Origin of the sequence: Corynebacterium sp. HMSC036D03, assembly GCF_001836185.1 — a bacterium.
Taxonomy (GTDB): Bacteria; Actinomycetota; Actinomycetes; order Mycobacteriales; family Mycobacteriaceae; genus Corynebacterium; species Corynebacterium simulans.
In genome coordinates, this window is the sequence record NZ_KV827743.1 from 33,285 (window position 1) to 58,139 (window position 24,855).

26 protein-coding genes are annotated in these 24,855 nt (G+C 62.2%); 9 read left to right on the top strand and 17 right to left on the bottom strand.

Features of this window, described 5'->3' with window-relative positions; all coding sequences use genetic code 11:
- Positions 1-1,578 carry a lysine--tRNA ligase gene (gene lysS, locus HMPREF2692_RS07420; RefSeq protein WP_062043275.1) on the bottom strand — a complete coding sequence of 526 codons (1,578 nt, stop codon included), beginning with the start codon at positions 1,576-1,578 and terminating at the stop codon, positions 1-3.
- A 165-nt stretch (positions 1,579-1,743) separates the two neighbouring features.
- Between lysS and HMPREF2692_RS07425 the strand changes: the two genes are divergently transcribed.
- Positions 1,744-3,834, top strand: coding sequence for a PhoX family protein (locus HMPREF2692_RS07425; RefSeq protein WP_070432304.1), 2,091 nt, complete (start codon positions 1,744-1,746; stop codon positions 3,832-3,834).
- Positions 3,835-4,199: 365 nt separating this feature from the next.
- Here the strand turns inward: HMPREF2692_RS07425 and HMPREF2692_RS07430 are convergent, their stop codons facing one another.
- From HMPREF2692_RS07430 to dacB, 13 genes are read right to left on the bottom strand one after another with little or no spacing between them, the layout of a single operon-like run.
- A complete protein-coding gene (locus tag HMPREF2692_RS07430) occupies positions 4,200-5,114 on the bottom strand; it encodes a 2-dehydropantoate 2-reductase (RefSeq protein WP_070823265.1) in 915 nt (304 codons plus the stop codon).
- 10 nt (positions 5,115-5,124) lie between these two features.
- Positions 5,125-5,892 (bottom strand): pantoate--beta-alanine ligase, encoded by a 768-nt coding sequence (locus HMPREF2692_RS07435; protein ID WP_070432306.1) that lies wholly within the window; start codon positions 5,890-5,892, stop codon positions 5,125-5,127.
- Complete coding sequence (locus HMPREF2692_RS07440) at positions 5,889-6,560, bottom strand: 6PGD fold domain-containing protein (protein WP_210385626.1); 672 nt, start codon at positions 6,558-6,560, stop codon at positions 5,889-5,891. Before HMPREF2692_RS07440 ends, HMPREF2692_RS07435 begins: the two co-directional genes overlap by 4 nt.
- Positions 6,561-7,682 (bottom strand): DUF6779 domain-containing protein, encoded by a 1,122-nt coding sequence (locus tag HMPREF2692_RS07445; protein ID WP_070823268.1) that lies wholly within the window; start codon positions 7,680-7,682, stop codon positions 6,561-6,563.
- 37 nt (positions 7,683-7,719) lie between these two features.
- The gene (locus HMPREF2692_RS07450; RefSeq protein WP_061924713.1) at positions 7,720-8,184 is read right to left on the bottom strand and encodes a DUF3180 domain-containing protein; all 465 of its coding nucleotides are present in this window, start codon (positions 8,182-8,184) and stop codon (positions 7,720-7,722) included.
- Positions 8,181-8,648, bottom strand: a complete 468-nt coding sequence (gene folK, locus HMPREF2692_RS07455; protein ID WP_070823271.1) for a 2-amino-4-hydroxy-6-hydroxymethyldihydropteridine diphosphokinase — start codon at positions 8,646-8,648, stop codon at positions 8,181-8,183. Before folK ends, HMPREF2692_RS07450 begins: the two co-directional genes overlap by 4 nt.
- A gap of 2 nt (positions 8,649-8,650) precedes the next feature.
- Positions 8,651-9,025, bottom strand: a complete 375-nt coding sequence (gene folB / locus HMPREF2692_RS07460; protein ID WP_061924717.1) for a dihydroneopterin aldolase — start codon at positions 9,023-9,025, stop codon at positions 8,651-8,653.
- Entirely contained in the window at positions 9,025-9,960 is a 936-nt protein-coding gene (gene folP / locus HMPREF2692_RS07465) for a dihydropteroate synthase (RefSeq protein WP_070518554.1), read from the bottom strand. Before folP ends, folB begins: the two co-directional genes overlap by 1 nt.
- 2 nt (positions 9,961-9,962) lie before the next feature.
- Positions 9,963-10,553 (bottom strand): GTP cyclohydrolase I FolE, encoded by a 591-nt coding sequence (folE, locus tag HMPREF2692_RS07470; protein WP_061924723.1) that lies wholly within the window; start codon positions 10,551-10,553, stop codon positions 9,963-9,965.
- Positions 10,543-12,885, bottom strand: a complete 2,343-nt coding sequence (ftsH, locus tag HMPREF2692_RS07475; RefSeq protein WP_070518555.1) for an ATP-dependent zinc metalloprotease FtsH — start codon at positions 12,883-12,885, stop codon at positions 10,543-10,545. The genes folE and ftsH overlap by 11 nt, the downstream gene beginning before the upstream one ends.
- 26 nt (positions 12,886-12,911) lie before the next feature.
- On the bottom strand, positions 12,912-13,499 hold the full coding sequence (hpt, locus tag HMPREF2692_RS07480; RefSeq protein ID WP_070518556.1) for a hypoxanthine phosphoribosyltransferase: 588 nt from the start codon (positions 13,497-13,499) through the stop codon (positions 12,912-12,914).
- Positions 13,500-13,511: 12 nt separating this feature from the next.
- Entirely contained in the window at positions 13,512-14,519 is a 1,008-nt protein-coding gene (tilS, locus tag HMPREF2692_RS07485; RefSeq protein WP_062037121.1) for a tRNA lysidine(34) synthetase TilS, read from the bottom strand.
- A complete protein-coding gene (dacB, locus tag HMPREF2692_RS07490) occupies positions 14,509-15,783 on the bottom strand; it encodes a D-alanyl-D-alanine carboxypeptidase/D-alanyl-D-alanine endopeptidase (protein WP_061924734.1) in 1,275 nt (424 codons plus the stop codon). The genes tilS and dacB overlap by 11 nt, the downstream gene beginning before the upstream one ends.
- Before the next feature lie 116 nt (positions 15,784-15,899).
- On the opposite strand from dacB, the gene HMPREF2692_RS07495 reads away from it, so the two are divergent.
- The 3 genes from HMPREF2692_RS07495 (at position 15,900) to HMPREF2692_RS13395 (ending at position 17,402) form a co-directional block, all read left to right on the top strand.
- A complete protein-coding gene (locus HMPREF2692_RS07495; protein ID WP_062037114.1) occupies positions 15,900-16,373 on the top strand; it encodes an inorganic diphosphatase in 474 nt (157 codons plus the stop codon).
- A gap of 195 nt (positions 16,374-16,568) precedes the next feature.
- Positions 16,569-16,880, top strand: a complete 312-nt coding sequence (locus HMPREF2692_RS13390; RefSeq protein ID WP_235591243.1) for a hypothetical protein — start codon at positions 16,569-16,571, stop codon at positions 16,878-16,880.
- A 12-nt stretch (positions 16,881-16,892) separates the two neighbouring features.
- Entirely contained in the window at positions 16,893-17,402 is a 510-nt protein-coding gene (locus tag HMPREF2692_RS13395) for a DUF559 domain-containing protein (protein WP_235591242.1), read from the top strand.
- A gap of 15 nt (positions 17,403-17,417) precedes the next feature.
- On the opposite strand, the gene HMPREF2692_RS07505 is transcribed toward HMPREF2692_RS13395, so the two are convergent.
- Genes HMPREF2692_RS07505 through HMPREF2692_RS07515 form a run of 3 tightly spaced genes read right to left on the bottom strand, consistent with a single transcriptional unit; the run spans position 17,418 to position 20,429 of the window.
- Positions 17,418-18,404: a S41 family peptidase gene (locus HMPREF2692_RS07505; protein ID WP_246823436.1), complete on the bottom strand. Its 987-nt coding sequence runs from the start codon at positions 18,402-18,404 to the stop codon at positions 17,418-17,420.
- A complete protein-coding gene (locus HMPREF2692_RS07510; protein ID WP_062037110.1) occupies positions 18,346-19,746 on the bottom strand; it encodes an FtsX-like permease family protein in 1,401 nt (466 codons plus the stop codon). The genes HMPREF2692_RS07505 and HMPREF2692_RS07510 overlap by 59 nt, the downstream gene beginning before the upstream one ends.
- Positions 19,743-20,429, bottom strand: coding sequence for an ABC transporter ATP-binding protein (locus HMPREF2692_RS07515; protein ID WP_062037107.1), 687 nt, complete (start codon positions 20,427-20,429; stop codon positions 19,743-19,745). Before HMPREF2692_RS07515 ends, HMPREF2692_RS07510 begins: the two co-directional genes overlap by 4 nt.
- A gap of 110 nt (positions 20,430-20,539) precedes the next feature.
- Here HMPREF2692_RS07515 and HMPREF2692_RS07520 point away from each other — a divergent pair, with 110 nt between their 5' ends.
- The 5 genes from HMPREF2692_RS07520 (at position 20,540) to HMPREF2692_RS07540 (ending at position 24,834) form a co-directional block, all read left to right on the top strand.
- A complete protein-coding gene (locus tag HMPREF2692_RS07520) occupies positions 20,540-21,238 on the top strand; it encodes a sensor histidine kinase (RefSeq protein ID WP_070432314.1) in 699 nt (232 codons plus the stop codon).
- Complete coding sequence (locus HMPREF2692_RS07525) at positions 21,235-21,891, top strand: LuxR C-terminal-related transcriptional regulator (protein WP_070518558.1); 657 nt, start codon at positions 21,235-21,237, stop codon at positions 21,889-21,891. Before HMPREF2692_RS07520 ends, HMPREF2692_RS07525 begins: the two co-directional genes overlap by 4 nt.
- Before the next feature lie 132 nt (positions 21,892-22,023).
- A complete protein-coding gene (locus HMPREF2692_RS07530; RefSeq protein WP_070823273.1) occupies positions 22,024-24,030 on the top strand; it encodes a hypothetical protein in 2,007 nt (668 codons plus the stop codon).
- Between the two features lie 36 nt (positions 24,031-24,066).
- Positions 24,067-24,369 carry a rhodanese-like domain-containing protein gene (locus HMPREF2692_RS07535; RefSeq protein WP_070497955.1) on the top strand — a complete coding sequence of 101 codons (303 nt, stop codon included), beginning with the start codon at positions 24,067-24,069 and terminating at the stop codon, positions 24,367-24,369.
- Positions 24,370-24,504: 135 nt separating this feature from the next.
- A complete protein-coding gene (locus HMPREF2692_RS07540; RefSeq protein ID WP_062037092.1) occupies positions 24,505-24,834 on the top strand; it encodes a type II toxin-antitoxin system HicB family antitoxin in 330 nt (109 codons plus the stop codon).
- Positions 24,835-24,855 lie beyond the last annotated feature (21 nt).

Here is a 24,855-nt window from a genome sequence, read left to right on the forward strand (position 1 = left end):
CTACTTTTCCGGTTTCACGATTGGGAAGAGAACCGTCTCGCGGATGCCCAGGCCGGTAAGTGCCATGAGCAGGCGGTCCATGCCCATGCCGGTACCGGCTGTTGGAGGCATACCCTGCTCCATGGCGGCCAGGAAGTCCTCGTCGAGAACCATGGCTTCATCGTCGCCGCCGGCGGCCAGGCGGGCCTGATCCTCGAAACGCTCGCGCTGGATAACCGGGTCCACCAGCTCGGAATAGCCGGTGGCCAACTCGAAGCCGCGGACGTAGAGATCCCACTTCTCGGTAACGCCCGGGATGGAGCGGTGCTGACGAGTCAGCGGGGAGGTCTCAACCGGGAAGTTCTTGACAAAGATTGGGCCCTCGAGCTGGTCCTCGCACAGGACTTCCCAAATCTCCTCGACCAGCTTGCCGTGGCCCCAACCGCCGTTCTTTGGAACGTCCAGGCCGATGACCTTGGCAATCTCCTTGAGCTCTTCCACGGTGGAGTCGATGGTGACCTCCGGCTGGCCCGGGAACTTGCGGGCAAGCGCCTCGTTCAGGGATGGGTACATCTCGATTTCCGGCCATTCCTCGCCGCCGAAGTCATACTCGGTGCCATCAGCCAGGGTGACCTTGTGGGAGCCGAAGACGGCCTCGGCCACAGCCTGGATGGACTCGCGAGTGGTGCGAGCACAATCGTTGTAATCGCCCCAGGCCGCGTAGGTCTCGAGCATGGCGAATTCCGGAGAGTGGGAGCGGTCGACGCCCTCGTTACGGAAGTTGCGATTGATCTCGAAGACGCGGTCGATGCCGCCAACGACGGCGCGCTTCAAGTACAACTCCGGCGCAATGCGCAGGTAAAGGTCGATGTCGAGAGCGTTGGAGTGGGTCACGAACGGGCGAGCTGCCGCGCCACCGTGCAAGGTCTGCAGCATCGGGGTCTCGATCTCGACGAAGCCCTGATCCTCCATGTAGTTACGCAGCGCGCGCATGACCTTCACGCGGGTCATCGCGTTCTTGCGAGCCTCCTCGCGCACGATGAGATCGTTGTAGCGCTGGCGCACGCGGGTCTCTTCATTCATGTCCGCGAAGGAAACGGGCAGCGGGCGCAGGGACTTCGCCGCCATGGTCCACTTGGTGGCCATGATGGAAAGCTCGCCGCGGCGCGAAGCGATGACGCGGCCGCGCACGGAGACGAAGTCCCCCAAGTCAACGTCGGACTTCCAGGCAGCCAGCTGCTCTTCGCCGACCTCGGCCAAAGAAAGCATGGCCTGTACCTGGGTGCCGTCACCGTCCTGCAGGGTGGCAAAGCAAAGTTTGCCGGTGTTGCGCATGAAGATAAGGCGGCCGGCGATGGCGTGCTCGACCTCGGTCTCGTCGCCTGCGTGCAGGTAGGTTACGTCGGCTTCCTGGCCCGGCTCTTGATCTTCTGCCAGGACCTGGAACTTGTGGCGAAGGTCCTTCATGGCGATGGTGCGGTCAACGGTGACCGGGTATGCCTCGGTGCCTTCAGCCAGCAGGCGCTCGCGCTTTTCGCGGCGGATGCGCAGCTGCTCAGGGACGTCGTTTACTTCGGGGGTATTCTTCTGCTCGCTCACGATTGTCTAGGGTAGTCGATCCCCTTAAGACAGTGCGATCTCGTACCCGTTTAACGAGTGTTCATTCAAATGACATTTCGATTACACAGGCTGTAAATGCAGATGCGCTTATATAAGCTCCGGCAAACCTCATGACCTAAAACATGAAATCAGGAGCATCACATAATGGCACTCAAAGGCCTTAACCTCTTTACTTCCTCGCGTTCCTCGCTGACCTGCACCTACAAGTGCGGCAACGCCTGCTTGGGCGAATGCGATAACCCTTCCAACAACTCCTACTTCGGTGACCGTTTCACCACCCCGCTTTCTCGCCGTACCGCACTGCGCGCGGGCGGCCTCAGCGTGGTTGCAGTAGGCGGTTCGGCAGCCCTGGCCGCCTGCTCTGGCGACGGCGCGGGCCCGGGTGACTCCGAGGGCAACGCAGGCGCCGGCAAGACTACCGATGCCAAGGTCGAGCTCACCTCTGCAGAGGGCATGCAGTTCGATGCGGTCCAGCCAAACACCAAGGACGAGGTCGTTGTACCGAAGGGCTACGAGCAGTCAGTGCTCATCGCCTGGGGTGACCCGGTGATTGAGGGGGCACCGGAATTCGACGTCGATAAGCAAACTGCGGAAGCTGCGAAAAAGCAGTTCGGCTTCAACAATGACTTCGCGGGCCTCATCGAGCACCCGGACAACCCGGAGCGTCTGGTCTACATGTGCTCCCACGAGTACACCACCGAGCCGATGATGTTCCCGGATTATGACCCGGAGAACCCCACCGAAGAGCAGGTCAAGATCGGCTGGGCTGGCCACGGCCACACCATCCTGGAGGTCTCCAAGGTTGGCGATACCGGCGAGCTCAAGCGCGAGTTCGGCCCGCTAAACCGCCGCATTACTGCAACTACCCCGTTCCAGCTGGTTGGCCCTGCTAAGGGCAGCGACCTGGTCAAGACCAAGGCCGATCCAAAGGGTGAGACCGTAAGCGGCACGCTGAACAACTGCTCCGGCGGCGTGACCCCATGGAACACCATGCTGTCTGGCGAGGAGAACTTTGACCAGTACTTCGCTGCTGGCGATATCAAGGACGAGAAGGCAAAGAAGTCGCTGGAGCGCTTCGGTATTGAGGACAAGGAAACCGCCCGCAAGTGGGAGCGCTTCGACGACCGCTTCGACTGCTCCAAGGAGCCAAACGAGCCAAACCGCTTCGGCTGGATCGTTGAGATTAACCCGCTGGACCCAACCTCTACTCCGGTCAAGCACACCGCGCTGGGCCGCTTCAAGCACGAGGCAGGCAACATCCACATCGCTGATGACGGCACCGTGGTCTGCTACTCCGGCGATGACTCCCGCTTCGAATACATCTACAAGTTCATCTCCACCAAGAAGTACGAAGAGGGCAACATCGAGCACAACCTCTCCATCCTGGACCACGGCACCCTGTACGTCGCCGTGATGGAGGGCAACTCCCCTGAGGACGAAATCGACGGCTCGGGCGTTCTGCCTGAGGACGGCGCCTTCGACGGCAAGGGCAAGTGGGTCAAGCTGCTGACCTCTGACACGGAGAACAACAAGTTTGAATCTCACGTTGATGGCTTCAGCGCGGAAGAGGTTGCGATCTTTACCCGTGAAGCTGCTGACAAGGTGGGGGCTACCAAGATGGACCGCCCTGAGGACATCCAGGTCCACCCGGATTCCCACAAGGTCTACGTGGCGCTGACCAATAACTCCTACCGCGGCGCTACCGGCGAGAACGCCAAGAAGAACAAGGAAGATGCCAAGGAATGGGCTCCAGTCAAGGAGAACAAGAACGGCATGGTCATGGAAATTGATGATGACCACGTCGGCGAGTCCTTCACCTGGAACCTCTTCTTGGTTTGCGGCGACCCGAATGAAGCCAACACCTACTTCGGCGGTTTCGATAAGTCCAAGGTCTCCCCGATTTCCTGCCCGGACAACCTGGCCTTCGACAACCACGGCAACCTGTGGATTACCACTGACGGCAACGCACTGGACAGCAACGACGGCCTCTATGCGGTCACCACCAGCGGCGATACCCGCGGTGAGCTGAAGTGCTTCCTCACGGTTCCGGCCGGCGCAGAGACCTGTGGCCCAATCGTTGACGACGACCGCGTCATGGTCAACGTCCAGCACCCGGGCGAGGCTGACGACGCCACCTTCGACGCCGCGACCTCCCACTGGCCTGACGGTGGCAAGTCCACCCCGCGCCCGGCCGTGGTCGTGGTATGGAAAGACGGCAAGATTGGCGTGAACTAGCTCGCTCTCCTTTTCGCCGCTCGCCTTTGGCCGCTGCCTAGTCATTTGGCCACCACCTCACCATTTGGCTGCTGCCTAACTAAATGGTGAGGAACAAATGGTGAGGAACAAATGGTGAGGTCACCCAACAATAATCACACTGGCCAACACAGGCCGCAGTGGTTACGGGGTGACCTCACCATTTGCATTTGTGGCGCGCACTACCTCGCCGCTACTCCACCACTTTCCATTTACCCAGGCCTGGATACCAAGACCTCAAGGTCGCGGTCCGGGCGCGAAAAATGACAGCGCACCGCGAACAGGAGGTCTGGGTTTCCAGGGGTGCAGTTCCAGGCCTGAGTGCTTGCTCAGTGAGGGTGGTCGCGCTAGTTGCGGAGCTGGGCCTCCAACACGTCCTGCGCAAAGTCAAAGAGCGGGGTCGCAACTCCAGCGCGCTGGCCCATCCGGCGAATGGCGCCGACCTGGGCATCGAGCTCGTTGGGCAAACGGTCCTTGATATCACGCTGCATTGATGTCGTGGCCTGCGGATACTGTTCGCGGGCGAAACCCATCGTCTGCTCCACCACGTTATTCGGCAGCGCGACCTCCAACGCTCGAGCGACGGTCTCGACCTCGCGCATGAAGGCCTCCAACTGCCCCGGGATTTCGTCGATGAGGTAACCAATCGGCCGGTCAACCAATGCGCCCAAAGTGCCCGTGGTGGTTACGAACATGGCCTTGGCCCACACATCGACCAATGGTTCCGCATGATATTTGCCCCGCGCGCCGGCTTCGTTCAAGGCAGCGGCCAACTGCTGCCCCACCGGAATCGAGCCCGTCATCGGGCCGAATGCCAAGCTCAACGGACCGGGGTTGCGCTTAATCTTCGCCGACCCCAGGCGGGTCGCGAAGACGCGAGCAACACCAGCCAGCACATTTTCCTCACCGAAATGCGCTGCAGCCAAGTACGGAATCTCCACCGAATTATGGGTGGTCACCACGGGAATACCCGTGAGCGATTCCGGATCTGGGCCGAAAGTGTCATTCCCCGGCAGCGCTTTCGTGGCGATAATGGCCACGTCGAGTCCGCCCAATTGCTCAATTAGCTCGGCAAACGTTTCCGCCGCCGGTGGGGAGGGGATGAAGGTTTCGTTATCAGAGGCGTCGATAAGCGTGAGCCCCGAGCGCAGGGCTTCCAGGGTCTTGCCGCGGGCTACGTAGCCCACCTCGTGGCTTGCCTGCGAAAGAGTGCCGCCAAAGTAACCGCCAATGGCGCCTGCGCCCAGAAATCCAATCTTCATGGGTTCCAGACTAGCTATCTTGGTTCTCCAAATTGCGGAAACCGATACCCAATGGCAGGCCGACGCTATCGATCAGCCGCACCCCGCCGAGTGTGGCCGCGACAAAGAGGCGCGCGTCGCCCTCAGCCGGCGGCTCGCCCAAGTCACGGCTGCGCAGTTCCAAGTACTCCGGTTCCACACCTGCAGCAGCCAGCACCTCGCGCGTTACCTCAAGTACCTTCTCAGCACCAGATTCAGCCGCATAGGCACCCGCGGTCAGCGCCGCCGACAACGCACTAGCTTGCTCGCGAGCCTCCGGCGCCACGTCCGCATTGCGCAGGCTCATCACCACGCCATCAGCCATGCGTACCGCCGGCACGCCCTGGACGCGCACGCCCAGGTGCAGGTCGGTGCACGCCTGCTGGGTCGCGACGAGCAGCTCGTAATCCTTCTCGCCCATGACGACGTCGCTTGGCGCAAGCGCACCAATCAGACCAATGATGCGCGTTAGCTCAGCGCTAATGTCCTCCATGCCATGCCACTGCGGCACGATCCGCGTGCGTTCGGGGGCTTGGGGCGCATGCCAGACGACGTCGACTTCGCCAAGCAGCTGTGCATCCTGCAGGTCGGTGAGCGCCACGACGACCACCGCGCCGCGAATCCGGCGGGCGGCCTGCACCAGCGCCAGGTGCCCCGCGTGCACGCCGCGACCAAGGGGAACCAGGACTACGCGGCGGCCGGTCTTGCGGTAGGCGCTGCCCACCATGCGAATGCGTTCGATGTCCTCGACGATGTTCATCGGTTCTCCTCCTGTAGCGCCCACATTTCTAGTTCTTCGCGGCGAAAGACCTCGCCGAATCGACGGGCCGCTTCGACGAAGGCACGGCGCATTCCGGGCTCGGTGATGCCTCGATACGCCGCGATGATTTCGGCGCTTTCGGCCGCTTCGAGGGCCTCGGCGCTTTTGACCAGAGTCTCGCTGAATACATCCTCGTTCGCGCGCACGGCCAGCTCGGTCATCATCTGGGCATAGTACACGCGGGCGGCAAACGCGGGCCTTTCGCTATCGCTTAGCGACGCCCCGCTGGCTTGGAACTCCCCCAACACCAGCTCGGCGATGGTTTGGCCAAGCTCGTCGATAGTCGTGGTGGCCCAGCGGCGCGCATGACACGGCGCGATGGCGGCGACGACGCAGCCGCGGGTCTCTAAGGGATCGAGCACCTGCACTCCGCGGGAAAGGCAAGTGTGAAACACGATGAGGCCGTCGTGCACGTAGGTTTCGAGCATGTCGACGGCCTGCTCCAAGCGGGCATCGCCAAGCGCGATGATGAGTGCTTGATAGTCCTGTAGCTCGGTTAGTTCTGTGAGCGGCTCCACGGTGTGGCCGACCATGCGCATCTCCTCAGCGAGAAGCTGGCCGGCTTGTGAGTTTCCGAAGAGCGCGACGCGCATCCGCGGTGCGCGCATTTACTTCTTCTTTTTCATTGCGGCCATGAGCTCGGCCACTGAGACAGAACCCTCGCGTGGCTCGTCGCTACGGCGACGGCCGCGGGATCCTTCCTGCTCCGGCGCGCGGTGCTTATGGCTAGCGTGCTGCGCCGCCCTTGCCTGCTGCGGCTGTGCCTGCTGGCCCTGCTGGCCCTGCTGTGCGCCAGCAGACTGCGCGGCGTTGGCAGCGTGGTGGCCGCTAGCCTGCGCGGACTTGGTCTCTGCCGGCTTGGAGTGGGAGGACTGCTGGCCATCCCAGCGCACGGTCTGGAAGGAAGCGGTGTCGAAAGTCGACTGCGGGGACTTCTGCGGCTGGCCGCCTGGGAAGTGCTGGCTCGGCTTTGCAGAGACCGGCTTCGCCTGCGGCTGCTGCTGGGCAGTCGCCTGCTGGTTCTGCGGCTGTTGTGCCTGCTGTGCCTGCCCCTGTGCTGGGAAGGTCGGACGTCCAAAGGACTGGCGGGCGCGCTCCTGGGCCTGGCGCTGCGCCTGCTGGGACTGCTGGGCCTGCGCCTGCTGGGACTGCTGAGTCTGCTGGCCGCGCTGCTGGACCTTTTGGGAGATGATGTCATCCAGCGGGTTGTGCTGCGGGGTGCGGGCGCTGGGCTGGGAGCCGAGGCGGCCGGCGACGGCGTCGGCAGTTGGCGCACCCTTGGAAGCCTGGGTGAAGTTGACCTCTGGCTCGCGGGTCTTTTCCTCAAGCTCCATGATGCGGCGTGCCTCTGCGTGCAGCGCGGCTGGCTCATAGGTGAACTCGCGGCCAGACAGCTCCTCAATCTGGGCGCGGATGGAAGCCAGCTCCCGGCGAATTTCCTCCATAATGTCGGAATCACCCTGGGTTGGCTCGACCTTGCGGGCGCGCTCAGATTCCAGCAGCGCGGCCGATTCCGCGGCCTCACGGCGGTAGCGCACCACCATGAAAAAGCCCAGGACAGCCGCCCACAATGCGGCGATGAGCGCCAGCTTCAAAGCACTAGCAGAGCCCGAAATGAGCATGACCAAGCTGGCGATGACGGCCAAAATCACCAGTGCAATAAGGCCAATCGAGCCGGCGTCTGCTTTCTTGGGGGCGGATTGCTGTGGTTCAGGGGTCGGAGCAGTCATGGAAACCAATTTACAGTCCGATCCTTTAATTAGCCCACTAAGTCTGACCCAGCGCGTCGGGCGGCACCTCACAGTGGCGTTCCAAGACCACGCCAGCCACTGCCATGGCGATGCCGCCGAGGGCGGAAGTCAGCACGCCCGTAAGGTCACTAGCGGCGGCCACCAGCTCATTCGCATGAGGAAGCACATAGACCAACATGCCCAAGTAGCCGCCGCCGACGATGGCGCCGGTCCACGCCGAGGCTTTGCCCACGAGCAGAAACTGCGCGATGGTCATGGGATTGAGCTGCGAGTTATCTAGACCAATACCGTGTTCTTTGCTCTTGGCTTGGCGCACCTTCCACGTCAAAAAGACACACACGGCCGTCACGGCCCACAGGGAAATGGAAACAGTCGCCGGGATGGCCAGCATGGAGCCGTAAAAGCGGGAGGTCAAAATCGCAGCCGCAGCGGCAACGAAGAGCCCTACTCCGACAAGCCAGCCTATCGACGTCCGCTTCATGCCAGCTTCACCTGCTCTACTTCGGCCGGGTCGAGCGCAGCGATGAGGTCTGCAACCGGGGTATCGCCAAGCCGCGCATCTGGGTCCGCAGCCAGCCACGGCACCAGCACGAAGGCGCGCTCGTGGGCATAAGGATGCGGAAGCGTCAGTTCCGGTTCGCTAGAGGTCACGCCTTCTACCTGCACGATGTCCACGTCCAAGGTGCGCGGGCCCCAGTGGCGCACGCGGACGCGCTCGGCGGCCTGCTCTAGGACTTGACCGCGGCGCAGCAACTCCACTGGGCTCTCCTCTACGTCCACGATGAGCACCGCGTTAAGGAACTCGTCCTGGTCCGTAACACCCCACGGCGGGGTGGAATAAATGGGCGAGGCTGCCACGGTTTCCGCGGCGAACTCGTCGAAGACCGTCTGCAGCAATGCGCGGCGGTCATCCATGTTGGAGCCAATCGAAAGTACCGCGCGCATCGTCACTTGCCTCCTCGCATGCTCTTTCGCGAGCGACGCGCCACGACGGCGACGTCGGCGAAGGTGCGCGGAATCGGCGCCTTCGGCTTATGAATGGTCACCTCGACCGCATGCAGCAGGTCATAACGCTGCATCACGGTATCGGCCACCTCGTTGGCCACGGTCTCGATGAGATCGCGCGACGGGCCCTCGACGATGTCCGCCGCGACGTCGGCAAGCTCGGCGTAGCTTACGGTGTTCGCAAGGTCATCTGTGGTTGGGAACTCAGTCCAGCAGGTGATGTCCACCAGGAAGGGCTGACCCTCGCGCTTTTCTTCTTCGAAGACACCGTGGTAGCCAAAGCACTCCAGGCCGGTCAGTTCGATGCGGTCTGCCATTAGCGGTTTCCTTCCTTAGACACAGCCCCGGACATGGCGCCGGACGCAGCGCCGTTGGTGTAGCTGCGGGTGGCGTTTACGCCGCCAGAATAGGCCAAGCCAGCGTTCCACGCGGCGGCGACGTCGACGGCATCGCGGGAGACGCCGACCTCGTGCACGCGCACGCCCCACGCACCCATTTGCGCGGAGATCGCGGTGACAGCGGCGGTGGCGGGATCGGCGAGCACGGGCGAGGCTTCCACGCCGCGGTCCTCGCGGATGGCGGCGAGGAAGCGCTTGCGGGAAGCGCCCACGAGGATCGGAAACTCGCCCTCAAGGAAGCTCGGCAGTGCCTTCAACAACGCCCAGTTATCCTGCGGGGTCTTAGCAAAGCCCAGGCCCGGATCCAGGACGATGTTGTCAGCGCGCACGCCTGCTTCAAGGGCGGCGTCGCTCAGCTGCGCAAGGCGTTCGTGCACGTCGCGTACGACATCGCCGCCATGGTCCGCACTGCCGGCGGCGGAGCCGAACTGCACGGTACGCCAGTGCATCAGACACACGGGCAGCGCGCTATCGGCCATCGCGGCCAGCATGTCAGGGTCCGCAAGCCCGCCGGAGACATCGTTGATGAGGTCCACGCCCGCGCTTGCCGACGCCGCCGCCACCGACGCGCGCATCGTATCCACGGAGGTCTTGATGCCCTCCTCGTGCAGCGCGCGGATGACCGGAACCACGCGGTTTTCCTCGTCCTTCGCGTCCACGCGGACTGCGCCGGGGCGGGTGGATTCGCCGCCAACATCGATGATGTCTGCACCCGCCGCGACCAATTCGCGGGCGTGCTCAATCGCGGCATCGATGTTGAGCCACCGCCCGCCGTCAGAAAAAGAGTCCTCGGTGACGTTCACGATTCCCATGACCAGCGTGCGGCCCGGGACGGTCAAGTCACTGACAGTCATTTCTAGCTCCTAATAAGGCTCATTACCTCAGCGCGGGAAGCGGCATTGGACTTGAAACCGCCGCGGACGGCCGAGGTCGTGGTGGTAGCGCCAGGCTTGCGGATGCCGCGCATGGCCATGCACAGGTGCTCGCATTCGATGACCACGATGACAGATTGCGCGTGGAGGACCTCCACCAGGGCATCGGCAACCTGGGAGGTCAGACGCTCCTGGACTTGCGGACGCTTGGCGTACATATCGGCCAGGCGGGCTAGCTTGGACAGGCCGGTGACCTGGCCGTCTGGGCCCGGGATATAGCCGATGTGCGCCACGCCGTAGAAAGGCACCAGGTGGTGCTCGCAGGTGGAGTAAATCGGGATATCGCGCACCAAGACCAGTTCTTGGTGCTCCTCGGCGAAGGTCTTGTGCAGGACTTCGGTTGGGTCCGCGTGCAGGCCGGCGAAGACTTCCTTGTAAGCGCGCGCGACGCGGGCTGGCGTCTCCTGCAGGCCCTCGCGGTCGGGGTCCTCCCCTACTGCGATGAGCAACTCGCGGATCGCTGCCTCCGCGCGGGCCTGATCAAATTCGCCCTTGGCGGGGATGTTATTGCTCATCTGAATCCTTGTAGGGGCTGGCCTGGCCCTGGTTGCCAGAGCGAGGAGAGTTGTACGGGTTATTGGCACGCTGGTTCTCGCCGAAGCTGGACCACTGGTCGCGGTCAGGCTGCGGCTTGGCGTGGCGGCTACCGACGCGGGGAATTTCAGTGGTCGGGCGGTCGCTCGGGGCCTGGCCAGCGGGAGTCTCGGGAGCCGGAGCAGGCTGGGCCTGCTTCTCGGCTTGTTCTTCTTCGGGTGCGAAGAAAGTGTTCTTCTCACTTTCGACCTTGTCGCCCGCGTGCTGGCCAAAGTTGAAGCCGATCTCGCCGGCGGGCTGTGGGTCCTGGCCTGCTAGGCGACGCTCGCGTGCCGCACGGGAAGCCTCAACCAAAGTCATGCGCGGTGGCAGCTCCTCGCCGCGTTCCTTGGCCAACTCGGCCGGAGTCTTGACTGGCTCGCGGCCAGCCTGGCGCGGGAAGCGATCGTCCTCGTTCGGGAAGACGTCGAAAGCCGCGCGTGGCTCGATGCCCTCGAAGATGCCCTCCAGGTCGGGGCGACGCAAGGTCTCCTTGTCCAGCAGCATCTCTGCGAGCTTATCCAGGTAGTCGCGGTGCTCCGCCAAGATGTCGTAGGCCTGCTGATGCGCGCGATCCAACAGGTAGCGCATCTGCTCGTCGATGCGGGTAGCCACGTCTTCGGAGTACTCGATGGAGCCGCCGCCCATGCCGTAGCCGAATGGGTCGCCCTGCTCCTTGCCGTATTTCACGGTGCCAAGGTCCGGGGAGAAGCCGTACTCGGTCAGCATGGAACGAGCGATCTTGGTGGCGTTTTCAATATCAGAAGAAGCGCCGGTTGTCGGCGCGCCGAACACGAGCTCCTCGGCAGCACGGCCGCCCATGGCGAAGACCAGGCGAGAGAAAAGCTCGTCGCGGGTGTACATGCCCTTGTCATCTTCCTGGGAGGTCATCGCGTGGCCACCCGTGCGGCCACGGGCCAAAATGGTGACCTTGTATACGCGCTCAATGTCCTTCAGCGCCCAGGCAGCCAGGGTGTGGCCGCCCTCGTGGTACGCGGTGACCTTCTTCTCGTGCTCGGAGATGATCTTGCCCTGGCGGCGCGGGCCGCCGACGACGCGGTCGGTGGCCTCCTCGAGAGCGTCATAAGTAATCACATTGCCGCCGATGCGGGCGGTCAAAAGTGCAGCCTCGTTCAGGACGTTAGCCAGGTCCGCACCCGACATACCGGCGGTACGCTTGGCCAGCTGGGCGACGTCGACTTCCTTGGCCAGCGGCTTATCCTTCGCATGCACGCGCAGGATTTGCTCGCGACCGGCCAGGTCCGGGTTCGTGACCGGGATCTGGCGGTCAAAGCGGCCCGGGCGCAGCAGAGCCGGGTCCAGGATGTCTGGGCGGTTGGTGGCCGCAATGAGGATGACGCCCTCGCGGTCGCCGAAGCCGTCCATCTCCACCAGCAGCTGGTTCAGGGTCTGCTCGCGCTCGTCGTGTCCGCCGCCGGTGCCGGAGCCACGCTGGCGGCCCACGGCGTCAATCTCGTCGACGAAGATGATGCACGGGCTGTTTTCCTTCGCCTGCTTAAACAGGTCGCGTACGCGGGAAGCACCCACGCCGACGAACATCTCCACGAAGTCCGAGCCGGAGATGGAGAAGAAAGGAACTCCCGCCTCGCCCGCAACGGCGCGGGCCAGCAGCGTCTTACCCGTGCCGGGAGGACCGTAGAGCAAAACGCCGCGCGGAATCTTCGCGCCGAGGGCATGGTAGCGCTCGGGATCATCCAAGAAATCCTTGATTTCCTGCAGCTCGTCCACTGCTTCATCGGCACCAGCCACGTCCTCGAACGTGTTGGTGGGCATGTCCTTGGTCAGCTCCTTGGCCTTGGAGCCGCCGATACCGAACATGCCGCCGCCGTTTTGCTGCATGCGGGACATGAACCAGAACAGGAACGCGAACAGGATGATCATCGGCAACAGGAAGCTGACCATCGAGCCCAGGAAGGATTCCTGGGTGACCTTGGTCTGGTACTTCTCCGCGCCGGAGTCCTTAACAGAGTTAAAGATCTGTTCGCCGGCGCGGGCCGGGTACTTGGCGATGATTTCTTCGACGCCTTCGCGCTCTTCCACCGTCACTGGCTTTTTGAGCTTGAGGCGCAGCTGCTGTTCGCGGTCGTCGATTTGCGCCTCAGCGACGTTTTTGTCCGTCAGCTGCTTGACCGCTACGGATGTCTCCACCTGGACATAGTTGCGTGCATCGTTGGTAAAGAAGGTGAATGCATAAAGCGCTACGAGTACAAGCGCTGCGATTCCGCCGTAGCGAAGGAGTTTCTTGTTTTTCATTAGTACCTATTTGTACCTAGTAATCCCTATTTGTTGGTGTAGACGTCTGGGTGCAAGGTGCCGACGTAAGGCAGGTCGCGGTAACGCTCCGCGTAGTCGAGACCGTAGCCGATGACGAACTCGTTCGGGATGTCGAATCCAACATCGAACAGATCGATCTCGGCACGAATGACCTCCGGCTTACGCAGCAAGGTGACCACCTCGAGGGAGCGCGGGTTGCGGCCCTTGAGGTTACGGATCAGCCAGGACAGGGTGAGGCCAGAGTCGATGATGTCCTCAACGATGAGAACGTCGCGGCTCTCGATGTTGCGGTCAAGGTCCTTCAAGATGCGGACCACGCCGGAAGAGGAGGTGGCGTTGCCGTAGGAAGAAACCGCCATGAACTCCATCTGGGAAGGAATAGACAGCTTGCGCGCGAAGTCCGTCATGAAGAAAACGGCTCCCTTGAGCACGCAAACGAGGATGATTTCTTCCTCTGCGTCCTTATATTTAGCGGCTACGTTATCCGCCATTTCCTGGATTCGTGCTTGCAGCTCTTCCTCGCCAATGAGGACGGCTTCGACGTCTTTGCCGTAAGCATTTGCTGGGACGTTGAAATCTTTTTTGTCGTGCACGCTTGCGCTCCTTTAGTGACCGGGCAATAGTGCCAGTTTGCCACCAACCCTTCTTACTTCCAACCTCTGCCCCATGATTTTTTGCTCTTTCAGGCTCGGCGCCACGGCCACGCCTCCCTGTCCGTGCCAGTTGGTGCACAGCTTGCCGACGCCGCGCAGCACCTCACGGGTTACTTCCGCCCCCTGCTCATGCAGCCACGCAGCCAGGATACGCCGTCGCACCGGTTCGCTAAGAGCTGCCAACTCCGCAGCGTCGAGGCCTTCGCTTCCCGGTGCCGCGTTGCTTAACGCCGCCTTACTCAACGCCGCGTTACTTAACGCGGCGTCGTCAAGCGCGGCATCCCCCGCCGCCTGGGCGAGTGCGGGCACGGCGTCTCCCCCGATCAGCTGGGAAAGCTGCGGGATGATCTCGCGGCGCAGCGCCACGCGGCGGAAGGAGGTATCGCGGTTTTGCGGGTCATGCCAAACCGCAAGACCCAGCTCTTCGCAGGCGGCAAGCGTCTGCGCGCGGCGGACCTGCAGCAGGGGGCGCACCACGCGCACGCCCTCAATCTCGGCGGCAGGCAGCATGCCGGCGACCTTGCCGCGCAGCGCGCCAAGCAGCAGGGTCTCGGCTTGGTCGTCAGCGGTATGTGCCACGGCCACGGGCAGCCGCGTCGCACCGGCGAAAGCCTGGTAGCGCGCTAGTCTCGCGGCGGCCTCCAGGGAGCCTCGATCTGCAACCTCCACCTTCAGTACTTCTGCCCGCGCGCCCAAGCTTTCTGCTTGGCCGGCGGCCTTCCCGGCTTGCTCGGCAGAACCCGGCTGCAGGCCATGATCGACGCACAGGGCTTGTACCTCGAAGCCCTCGGCCACCAAGGCCGCGGTCAGTGCCAAAGAATCGGCGCCGCCAGAGAGCCCCACGGCTATGCTCTCTTGTGGCTTTGCCTCCTGCGCCCACTCCACCACCGCGCGGCGGCAGGCCAGAAAGTTTGGCGAAACTCGCGGCCAGAAGGGCTTTGCCGCGTATTTAGAACTCATGCAGCACGCTGGCCAGCGCGTCTTGGGCCTTGCGGGCGGCCAAGATGTCACCATCGTTGACCAAAAAGGCGAAGGCATAGACGTGGCCGGACTGGCCCTGTGCGGTACCAGCCAGCGCAGAGACGCCGGTCAGCGTGCCAGTCTTGGCGCGAACATAGCCGCGGGCAGGCGAATCGCCGTAGCGTTCGTACAAGGTTCCCTCACCGCCAGCCAGCGGAAGATAGCCCAGCAGGGGGCGCAGGGCGTCGTTTGTAGCGGCGATGTCCATGATGCGCGTCAGCACTGCCGCCGGGATGCGGTTCTCAGTGGACAGCCCGGAGTTGTCCTTAATATTCACGCCGTTTAAATCGATGTCGTTTTCTTCGAGCACCTCGCGGGTGGCCTCGGTAGCGCCTTGGAAGCTGGCTTCCTTTCCACGGGCCGTGGCCAGCTCGCGGGCAATGGCCTCGGTCATGACGTTGTCGGAATGCTTCGCGGCTTCCTGCGCGCGTTCGGCCAGCGGCGCGGAGTGTACCTCGCCGAGCACGACGCCGGCCTGCGGGGCATCGCCTTCCTCGACTTTGTCGGTGCCTAAGCGTTTTGCCAGTGCATGCGCAAGATCCGTGGCCGGGGTGTGGCTTCGCGGGACGTCGCCAGTCGTGGCGCCGAGGCGGCCGCCGTAAAGCATCGCGGGCTGCATAGGCGCCACGAAGCCCTCGTCGACATTCTCGGGGTCCCAACCCGGTGCCTGTTGCGGGCCTGCCCATGCGGAAGTATCCAGCACCACGCGCTTAGCGTTGCCCACCTGGGTGGCAAGGTCATCGAGCTGTTCGGAGGTCATCCAGACGTCGCCAGCCGCGCGCAGCACAACCGTGCCTTCCTGCTCGCCCTGCAGGACCTGCGTGGTGATCCGTTCGTCCTCGCCGAGCGCCAACGTGGCTGCGGCAAGGGTTAACACCTTGGTGGAAGATGCCGGCGTCAGCGGGCGCTGGGCGTCGCGCTCCCACACCACCTCATCGCTGGTGGTGTCGATGACCTGCGCGCCGAACGTCGCCAACGCGGGGTCCTTGGCCTGGGAATCAAGGCGGGCCTTCAGCGCTTCTAAATCCACATCGCCGGGCTGGGCAACCTGCAAAGGGGTCGCCGGCGTGGGCTGGGAATATGGGGACCCGTGGTCCAAATTGTTGTAGGCGCTCTGGATGTTTACCCCAAGTGCAGCCGTGCCTGCAATGGCAGCGGCCATCACCACGGCCGTGCCCGTCCACCACATATGCTTCGCTTTCATCGCCTTTCACCCTAGCGCGATAATGGGGCACGGTAGACTATTGGCAGCGATTGATGATGCCGAATATTCTCGGCCGCAATCCCCCAGTACCCACAATTTGTATGGAGGAATACGCAGTGAGCGTTGAAGTAACCATCGAGATCCCAAAGGGCTCCCGCAACAAGTACGAGGTTGACCACGAGACCGGCAAGGTTCACCTCGACCGCTACCTGTTCACCCCGATGGCATACCCGGCTGATTACGGTTTCATCGACCACACCCTGGGTGAGGACGGTGATCCGCTCGACGCTCTCGTTATCCTGCCGGAGCCAGTTTTCCCGGGCGTTGTTGTTGAGGCTCGCGTCCTCGGCGTCTTCAAGATGACCGACGAGGCCGGCGGCGACGACAAGCTGCTTTGCGTCATCGATGATCCTCGCTGGGAGCGCTACCAGGACATCAACGATGTTGAGGATTCCATCAAGGACGAGATCGAGCACTTCTTCGTCCACTACAAGGACTTGGAGCCGAACAAGGAAGTTACCGGCTCTGGCTGGGGCGACAAGGCTGAGGCGGAGAAGATCCTCGAAGAGGCTATCGCTCGCTTCAAGTAATTCACGTTTCTAGGGACGTTTCGATCAAATAGGGCTCAAAATCCGAGGGTTTGAGAGGCCTTAGTTGATCGAAACGTCCTTTTTCTTTGTCACCGCGACAACTCCTCGTTCGTGACGTACGATTCGATCAAATAGGGGGCCGAAAACAGCGGTTTCTGGGGGCTTATTTGTTAGAAACGTACTCGTCGGGGGCACATGGAAATTTTCGAGGGACGCGCGGGGACTCGCCGCGCTGCTAAGGGGCAGGCAATCAAGATTTGCCGCGGTCTGTATTTATCTGCGGTGCCAACGCCGCGCGAGCTCGCTGAAGTCGTCTCGCGGCGCTGGCCGGACTCAGCTTTAGACGGCTATTCCGCCGCTCAGCAGTATCTTGGCCAAGAACTGACTTTTCCGCTTCACTTCCTGCGTGCAGGAACGATGGCATCAAGCACGTATTTCCGCAGCCGGCGGGCACGGCCCAAGGCGCTGGGCAGTATGAACGGGGTAAACGTGTGCAGCCCGCTGTAATGCATTGAGGCCATGGCGCAGGAGGATGGCGTGGCCTTCATCGAGGCCTTCTTCGCTGGGCCACACGGGCGCTCGCGCATCGAGACCGAGCAGCTGGACTTTCGCCGCCTGCCCAAGCACACGCGTGAGGTGTTGGAGAAGGCCATCGTCGGGGCGGATAGCAAGCCGGAGCGCGACCTCACCCGGGGCCTTGAACCCCACGTCAAAGTCCGCAACAACGTGCGGGTTGGGCCCTACCGCTGGGACTTGGTGCTAGAGGAACACAAGGTTGCCATCGAGGTGGACGGCTATGCGTATCACAAAGGCGAGAACCGGCAGCGCTTCGAAATCGACCGCCAGAAGCTTAACGACGCCATCCAGCGCGGCTACCTGCCCCTCCACTTCACCGCCGCCACGATTGAGCACCACCTTGACGTCGCTGTGCACCAGGTCCTCGCGGTCATCAAACGGCGGGGCGAGTTCGTTCCTCCGCCGTGGAAGTGGCACCACTACTGGCGGTGGGAAGGCGAGCGTTGCGGCTAGGAAGCCGCAACGTGCTTAGGAGCCACAGCGGGAAGCGAGCCAAGAATCGAGCTCGAATTCCGGGGCATCGGGGGCGATGGGGTCCTCGGCGAATTCCTCGCCGGTGCGCGCCTTGTCCTTGGCCGTGGTGAGCATGAGCGAGCGGCCGTCCGGGTAATCCAGAACCACGTTCGCGGAGGCGTAGCCGGCGGTCGGCTCGCCGAAGGTGCGCACGTTGTCCAGCCCGCGGAAGGCCAGGAGGGTGGCTTCGGCGGAGGAGGCGGTTTCGTCGTCGGCAATCACGGCGACGGGAACCTCAAGTTTGCCGCCCGACGTGGTGGTGGGCGTGCCGCCGCCGGTGACGGAATTGCCGTCGATGACCACGTCAGATGTGCCCATGCGGCTGACGAAGGAGAGCGCGGTGCCATCCGGCAGCAGGGGGCTTAAGCCCGCGTACATCGGGCCCATATCGCCGCCGTCGTTGCCACGCAGATCCACCACGGCGGCACAGGCCTCCGGGTGGGCAGTCAGGCCTTGAGCCAAGGTATCGGCATAGGCCTGGCCATCATCGTGGCGGCCGATAGACGGGACGGTGGCGCGCAGGATGCCGTCCTCGAAGGAAACCGAGGGCTCGGCGTTGTCGATGGCCTTTTCCTTCTCGGTGTTAAAGACCTTGGAGTGCTTGCCGCCGGCGGCATCGATGGCGGCAACGAGGAGCTCCGCGTTGGTCGGGTCCTCTTTGAAGGCCTCGCGGGCGCGCTGAAATTCTTCGCTCTCGCCATAGATTCCGGTATACGCTGCGGTATCCACCATCGCGGTGTTGATACGTTTTTCGCTGGTGTTGAAAAGAATATAGGGCTTGCCCAGGAGCGCCCCGCCATAGGAGGGGCCGAGGAAGTACACGGCGGCGAGCACCGCGATAAAGGCAACGACTAAGAGTCCGCCAAAAGTTTCAGTACAGTTTTCATTCTTTTCGACCTCCTGTGCGCAGCACGTAGCCGCGCAACGGTTCAACAAGGACAATGGCAAGAAGCGTGACCACCCAGCCCACCGCCAGGAAGCCGAAGGCCATAAGCAGGCGAGCGCTCACGTCGACGTCGCTTGAATCGAGGCCGGAGAAGAACATCAGCGAGGCGATGCCACCGCCGAAGAGGAAGCCGAAGAAGCTCAAGCCCACGACCGGGCCCATGACGGTCCAGGCACCGGAGCGGAACTGGAAGCCGCGCGGCACGCCCATGAGATCCAGGGAGCGGATGAGCTCCTTGTCTTCGAAGATGCCGGAGACCTGGCCCAGGATGATGGACATGGTGGTCAGCGTGAAGCCGAAGATGAGGGTTAACAAGACACCGGTGGAGATGTCCTTGAACACCACGTTCGTCCCCGGGTCTTCCTTCAGAGATAGGGCCAAAGCGTCTGCGCCCAGGGGCGCGGCAACGAGGAATCCCGCCAAGTAACCGAAGAAGCCGATGGCAGCACTCCGCCGCCAGGCGGGGCGCGCATTGCCCGCCACGCGCTGGCAGGCCACGAAGTGCGCGGTGCCTGGGAAGAGGGACAAGATGTGCGCGCCGAGCTGCAGGATGAAGGGAGCGATGAGGTTGATGCTCATCAGCATGCCGAACATGACCACGATGACCATGGCGGTCGGCGGGCCCGCCTTGCCGAAGAGGAAAACCCCACCGGCCGCCACGATGATGAGGAAGACGATGGCGCGCCACCAGCGGTAAGCCGCGGGCATCTGACGCTTGGCCACGCCCAGCGGGCTCACACGCACGCGCTGCATGCCGACGAATGCGGCGCCGATGGCCAGCAGGAAAAGCACACCCGCCACGGCGAGGTAGCCCCACCACGGGAGGAGAAGCTCGGACAGAGCGATGGGGCGCATCTGGAAATCCAGCTGGGTGAAGACCGGCGCGACGAGCAGGCTGATCAGCCCACCGAGCACGATGCCGATCACCGCCTGGAGGCCGGTCTCCACAATGGCCATGCGCTCCACCTGCCGGGAGCTCAGCCCCAACAGGCGCAGGGTGGCCAGGCGCTGCTCCCTGCCGGACGCACCGAGGACGGCTGCTTGGGCTGTGAGGTTAAACAGCGCCGGAAGAATGAACGCGCAGGCAAAAAGGGCTAGGGCGAACCAGATATAAAAACAGGCCGTAATATCGTTGCCGAAGGCCTCCTTGAGTGCCGGGGCGGCATCCTCGACGTGCTGGGCGCGCTGCCAGAACATCCAGGTACCACCCGCAACGAGGAAGGCGATGGCGGAGCCAATGGTCAAGCTCACAATCGCCAGCATCGAGACGATTCCCGTGCCTGAGCGCGCGCGAATAGATTCGCGCTGCAGGTCCATAACTAGGGTCGCGGTGTTCATCGAATCACCCCAAGGCGGCGGTCGTCGTGAATGATGCCATCGCGAATCTCCACGCGGCGCTGCATCCAATCGGCCACCTTCGGGTCATGCGTGACCATGACCAGGCTGGCACCCGACTGGCGCACGATGGTCGTGAGCATCTGCATCACCTCGTGGCCGGTGGACTGGTCCAGCGCACCGGTGGGCTCGTCGGCGAAGACGATGCCCGGATTTGCCACCAGTGCACGCGCGATGGTCACGCGCTGCGCCTGGCCACCGGAGACCTGCGCCGGGCGACGATCCGCCAAACCGCCAAGGCCAAGCTGACCAAGAAGCTCCATCGCGCGCTTGCGGGCAGCCCCACGCGATACTCCGTTGAGCATGGCGGGCAGCGCCACGTTGTCCACGTTGCTCAGCTCCGGCAGCAGCTGGCCGTCTTGGAAGACGAAGCCGAAGTTGCGCAGGCGGGTGCGGGAGCGGGGGCCGTCGCCAAGCGCGGAGAGCTCCTCGTCGCCGTAGCGCACGCTGCCGTGCGTAGGCGTCAGCACGCCGGACATGCAGTGCAGCAGCGTGGATTTGCCGGAGCCGGACGGCCCCATGACGGCCACGAGCTCGCCCGGTTCAATGTCGAGGGAGATTCCAGCGAGCACCGGGCCGCCGCCGAAATCCTTGGTGATGTCTGTCAGGGAAAGTGTCTTTGCCATGTCTCTCATTCCACCGTGCCGGGCCCGCGGAAAGAACAGCCCTAGCGTTGCTCTTTAAGGTAGTGCCAGCACTACCCCTGCAGTTCGGGGCGCCCGTTATGCTGTGAACCGTGTTCCGTAAAAAGCCCCAACCCACCACGCACGAGCAGCAGCAGGCGCAGCAGATTGCGCAGCTCACGGCCTCGCGCCGCGCCATCGCGGACGCTTACGAGGTCGAGCGCGCCCGCATCGAGCGCGACCTGCACGACGGCGCGCAGCAATACCTCGTGGCCGCGAGCATGAAATTGGGCGAGGCTCTTCTCGACGCCCCCGCTGACCTCACCGAGCTCCTCACCGCTGCTAAGCAGGACGTGGACCGCGGCCTGAATTCTCTGCGCGCCACGGTGCACGGTATTCACCCACAGGTGCTGCAGGATCACGGCCTGGTCGCCGCGCTTGCCGACGCCGCCTCCTCCCACGGCCCCCACGTCAGCGTCTTCGCCCCGCATCCTCTGCCTGAGCTCTCCGCCTCCGTGCTGGCCTGCGGCTATTTCTTCGGCACGGAAGCTTTGACGAATGCGGCCAAGCATGCGCCGGGCGCGCCAGTCTCGGTGCTGGTGACCTCGGACGATTCGCTGCGCATCACCGTGGTGGATGAGGGCCACGGCGGCGCACAGGTCGTCCCCGGGCACGGCCTGGCGGGAATGGCCGAGCGCCTCGCCGCTTTCGGCGGAGAGATGACGCTGAGCTCTCCCCCGGGCGGGCCGACGAGGCTGGCGTGCTCGATTCCCCTTCTTCTCGATCGCGGACAGTCAGGAGTTCACCAATGAGTTTGAGAATCGTCGTGGCGGATGACTCCGCCATTCTGCGCGAGGGCCTCGCCGGCCTGTTGGAGCGCCGCGGGCATTTAATTGTGGGCCAGGCGGACTCCGCCCCGGCGCTTGAGGCGGTGGTGGACAAGCTGCGCGATGAGCTTCCGGACATCGTCATCACGGACGTGCGCATGCCGCCGGGCATGGGCGACGACGGCTTGAAAGCCGCCGTGAACTTAAGAAACGCATACCCGGGCCTGCCCGTCATGGTGCTCTCCCAATATGTGGCCCCCGCATACGCGGTGGAGCTCTTCGACTCCCCCGATGCCGGCACCGGCTACCTTCTGAAAGACCGCGTCTCCGAAGTGCGGGACTTCCTCTCCAGCCTGGACGTGGTGGCCCAGGGCGGCACCGTCATCGACCCCACCGTGGCTCAGGCTTTAATGAGCTCCGGACGCAGCGGCTTGGGTGAGCTCACCCCGCGCGAGCTCGAGGTGCTCGAACTCATGTCCCGCGGCAAGTCCAACAAGGACATCGCCGCCGAGCTCGTCCTTTCTTCCGCCGCGGTGGCCAAGCACGTCTCCAATATCTTCACCAAGCTGCGTTTAGATCCCAGCGAAGACAACCGCCGCGTCAAGGCAATCTTGGAGTACCTCTCAGCGCACCGCTAAAGCCCGCGCCCGCCCACCGTCGACAAGAGCGCCCTGACAGAGACCGTCCAGAGGATCCCAAGAAAACTGTGACTCAAGACGCATAAGCTTGTTCGTGCCCTTGCCCAACTCACCCCGGAAGGACCCCGCTTAATGGACGTGCAGCTCAACATCGTGCGCTTTACGAAAGCATTGATTGCCGACCATGACTATTTTCTGGAGTTAATACAGACGGAAGGGCTGGATTCCTTTCGTAAGCCGGATCCAGAAATGGAAGAGGCATCGGCGGCACTCTCCAAGCTCTTCGGTCAGGATGTGCCCGCGCATTCGGCCGTCACGGTCACGATGGATTCCAGCAATTTAGAGCTCCAAGAAAAGCTAGCTTTGTTGGCGTATTACCACGGCTTGGTGGTCTTCATTGGAACCACAGACATCCTCTTTAATGCGACTGGAATCCCCACGAGCAGCAATGGCCTTTCCTCCATCAGGAACTGCATGGGAACTATGTGGCGACAGGTCAGCAGACCTATGCTTGATCGCGCCTTTGAAGACGCACTCCGCCTGCCGGTGTCCGAACAGACGTGGATTCAGGTAATCAACTATGGCTCGGAAGAACGAAGCTACGGCCTCGAAATGTCCATGCACGTGCGCGCAAGCGGCCAGTTCGAACTGATATGGTCCAGCCTCCCTCCAGAGGCCACTGAACCGGTATTCCGCACACTCACTGTCGATACTTACGAAGAAGCACGAGAAATTCTGCTTTCCTTCAGTGATCGCAACCCGTTGATCGAAGAATTCGCATGGGAGCCGCTTTCTCAGCGCGCATCAAAACCTATCCTGGATCCTTCAGTCCGCCACGAAACACCCTGGCGCCGGCTGGACGCGGTGAAGGAGCTCCCCGAAGGCGTGATGGTCCACCTGCACAAATGGCCAACATTTTCCCTGGCCTACGGCCGCAATGCACAGGGACAGTGGACCGCAAAGGTTTACGATAACCTCGGCACCGACAATGTGCAGACCTTCGATATCGCAGACGAAGTCATCGCAGTGGCGGAGCACTATTTGGACGGCAACGGCGAGATGATTTCCACGGTCTTCCCGGACTCTTCATCTTCGGATCCGGCACCGTACACCACGGTCACCGCAATGGAGCTTCCGGAGCGCGAGGAGCAGTGGACAGAAGCATCAGTATGCATGATGCACCGCATCCGCGCTGACCATAATGGCGAGCCCAGCCCCCGGATGCAGAAATATATTGAGAGGATTAACGCAAAGCTCGGAAGCGAAATCCTCCTCGCCGAGGAGCACGTGGAGGCACAAGCACTCACTCGGCTGCTCATCCCTGCCGACGTCAGGTCGGTCACGATAGAGAGGCTTACTCATCTGGCGCAGGATCATGGCATTTCGCTTGTTGTCGATGATTCCCTGGCACTGTACAACCCGTCGGGCAAGCCGCTTCCGGGGGCTGAGAGCTGCCAGTTGAAGCTACTCGCGGATAAGTTGTATGTGAACACCTGGGAGGTGACTACATCCTCCTCCGTACTCGAGGCAGGGCTTCGCCTCTTCACAGGATGGAGGCTTGAGGTTCGATCCGGGAGTCAGGTGGACTTCCAGGAGCGTTATACCTTGGAAACAACCTATACGGGCGACAACGTTTCGCTTGACCTTGTCACCCCCGACGGGAACCTACACGAAATCCCATCCATCCCACTGCCCCTTGCTCTGGATTTGATGGTTGAATTCACCTACTCCCCAGCGCAATTGGTAGACAAAGTGAATTGGCAAGATCAGAAGTCATCCTCAGATATCCCTGAGGAAGAGCGCTTCATGGTCAATGCCACGGTCTTCGGCTCAGCTGCATATCTTTTCAACGATGACCTTCTCGAAGCAGTTCGCCAGGACGGCTTCCCCGAAGTGGGAGCGTGGGTAGCGGCCTTTGACCGAATAGTCCCGGGCGATTACTGCCAGGTCGACCGCGTGCAACCCTCAGAAACAGGAGCGGCACGTTACCTCGTCGAATGGGGCCACAACAACGGTGAGGAGGAAAACTTCCAGATGCTCCTTGAGGACATCGACGAAGCCTTGTCCCTCCTTGAGCGGTTTGCGAACGGAGACCGCGCAGAGTTTGAAGCTCTTCCATGGACGCGACGAGTGGAGTAGCAACACTAGGCCCTCCGCGTGACTAGGGTATGGGGCATGAGAAACGTAACGCCACAGGAAGTACCTGAGAACGCCCAGCTTATCGACGTCCGCGAGGACCACGAGTGGAACACCGAGCATGCTCAAGGCGCCACGCACATTCCGATGGGCGAACTTGTCGAGCGCCTCGACGAGATTGACTCGGACCGCGATGTCTACGTCATCTGCCACCTTGGCGGGCGCAGCATGCAGGTATGCCAGTACTTGGAGCACACCAAGGGCTGGGACGTCATCAACGTCGAGGGCGGAACGGATGGTTGGAAGGCCCAAGGTTGTCCCATGGTTTACCCCACACAGTAGTGGTACCATTTACGGTACCACTAAAGTGTGGTTTCAAAGATAGAAAAGATCCTCATCAAGATGCGGACTTCTCGGAATAATGTTCGCTTCTCTGAGCTGCAACTTGAGTGCGACTTCTATTTCTAGGAGCAGACCATGAACCTCGCAGACAAATACACCTACCAAACCGCGTGGTCCGAAGAGGATGGAGAATTCGTTGCCACAGTCCTAGAGTTCCCCTCCTTGTCATGGCTCGACTCCACTGCAGCTACCGCTGAGTCCGAGCTGCGCAGCATCGTCGAAGAAACTCTAGAAGATATGCAACGCAACAATGAGCAAGCTCCAGAACCTTTTGGCCAACGCAGCTTTTCCGGAAAGTTCAACCTTCGCATCCCTCAATCGCTCCACCGGAGCCTCACCATTGAAGCGGAGCGAGAGGGCGTATCCCTTAACACCCTCATTGTTCAGAAGCTAGCCTCGGCGTAAAACTAATGGGCCATAACCCAT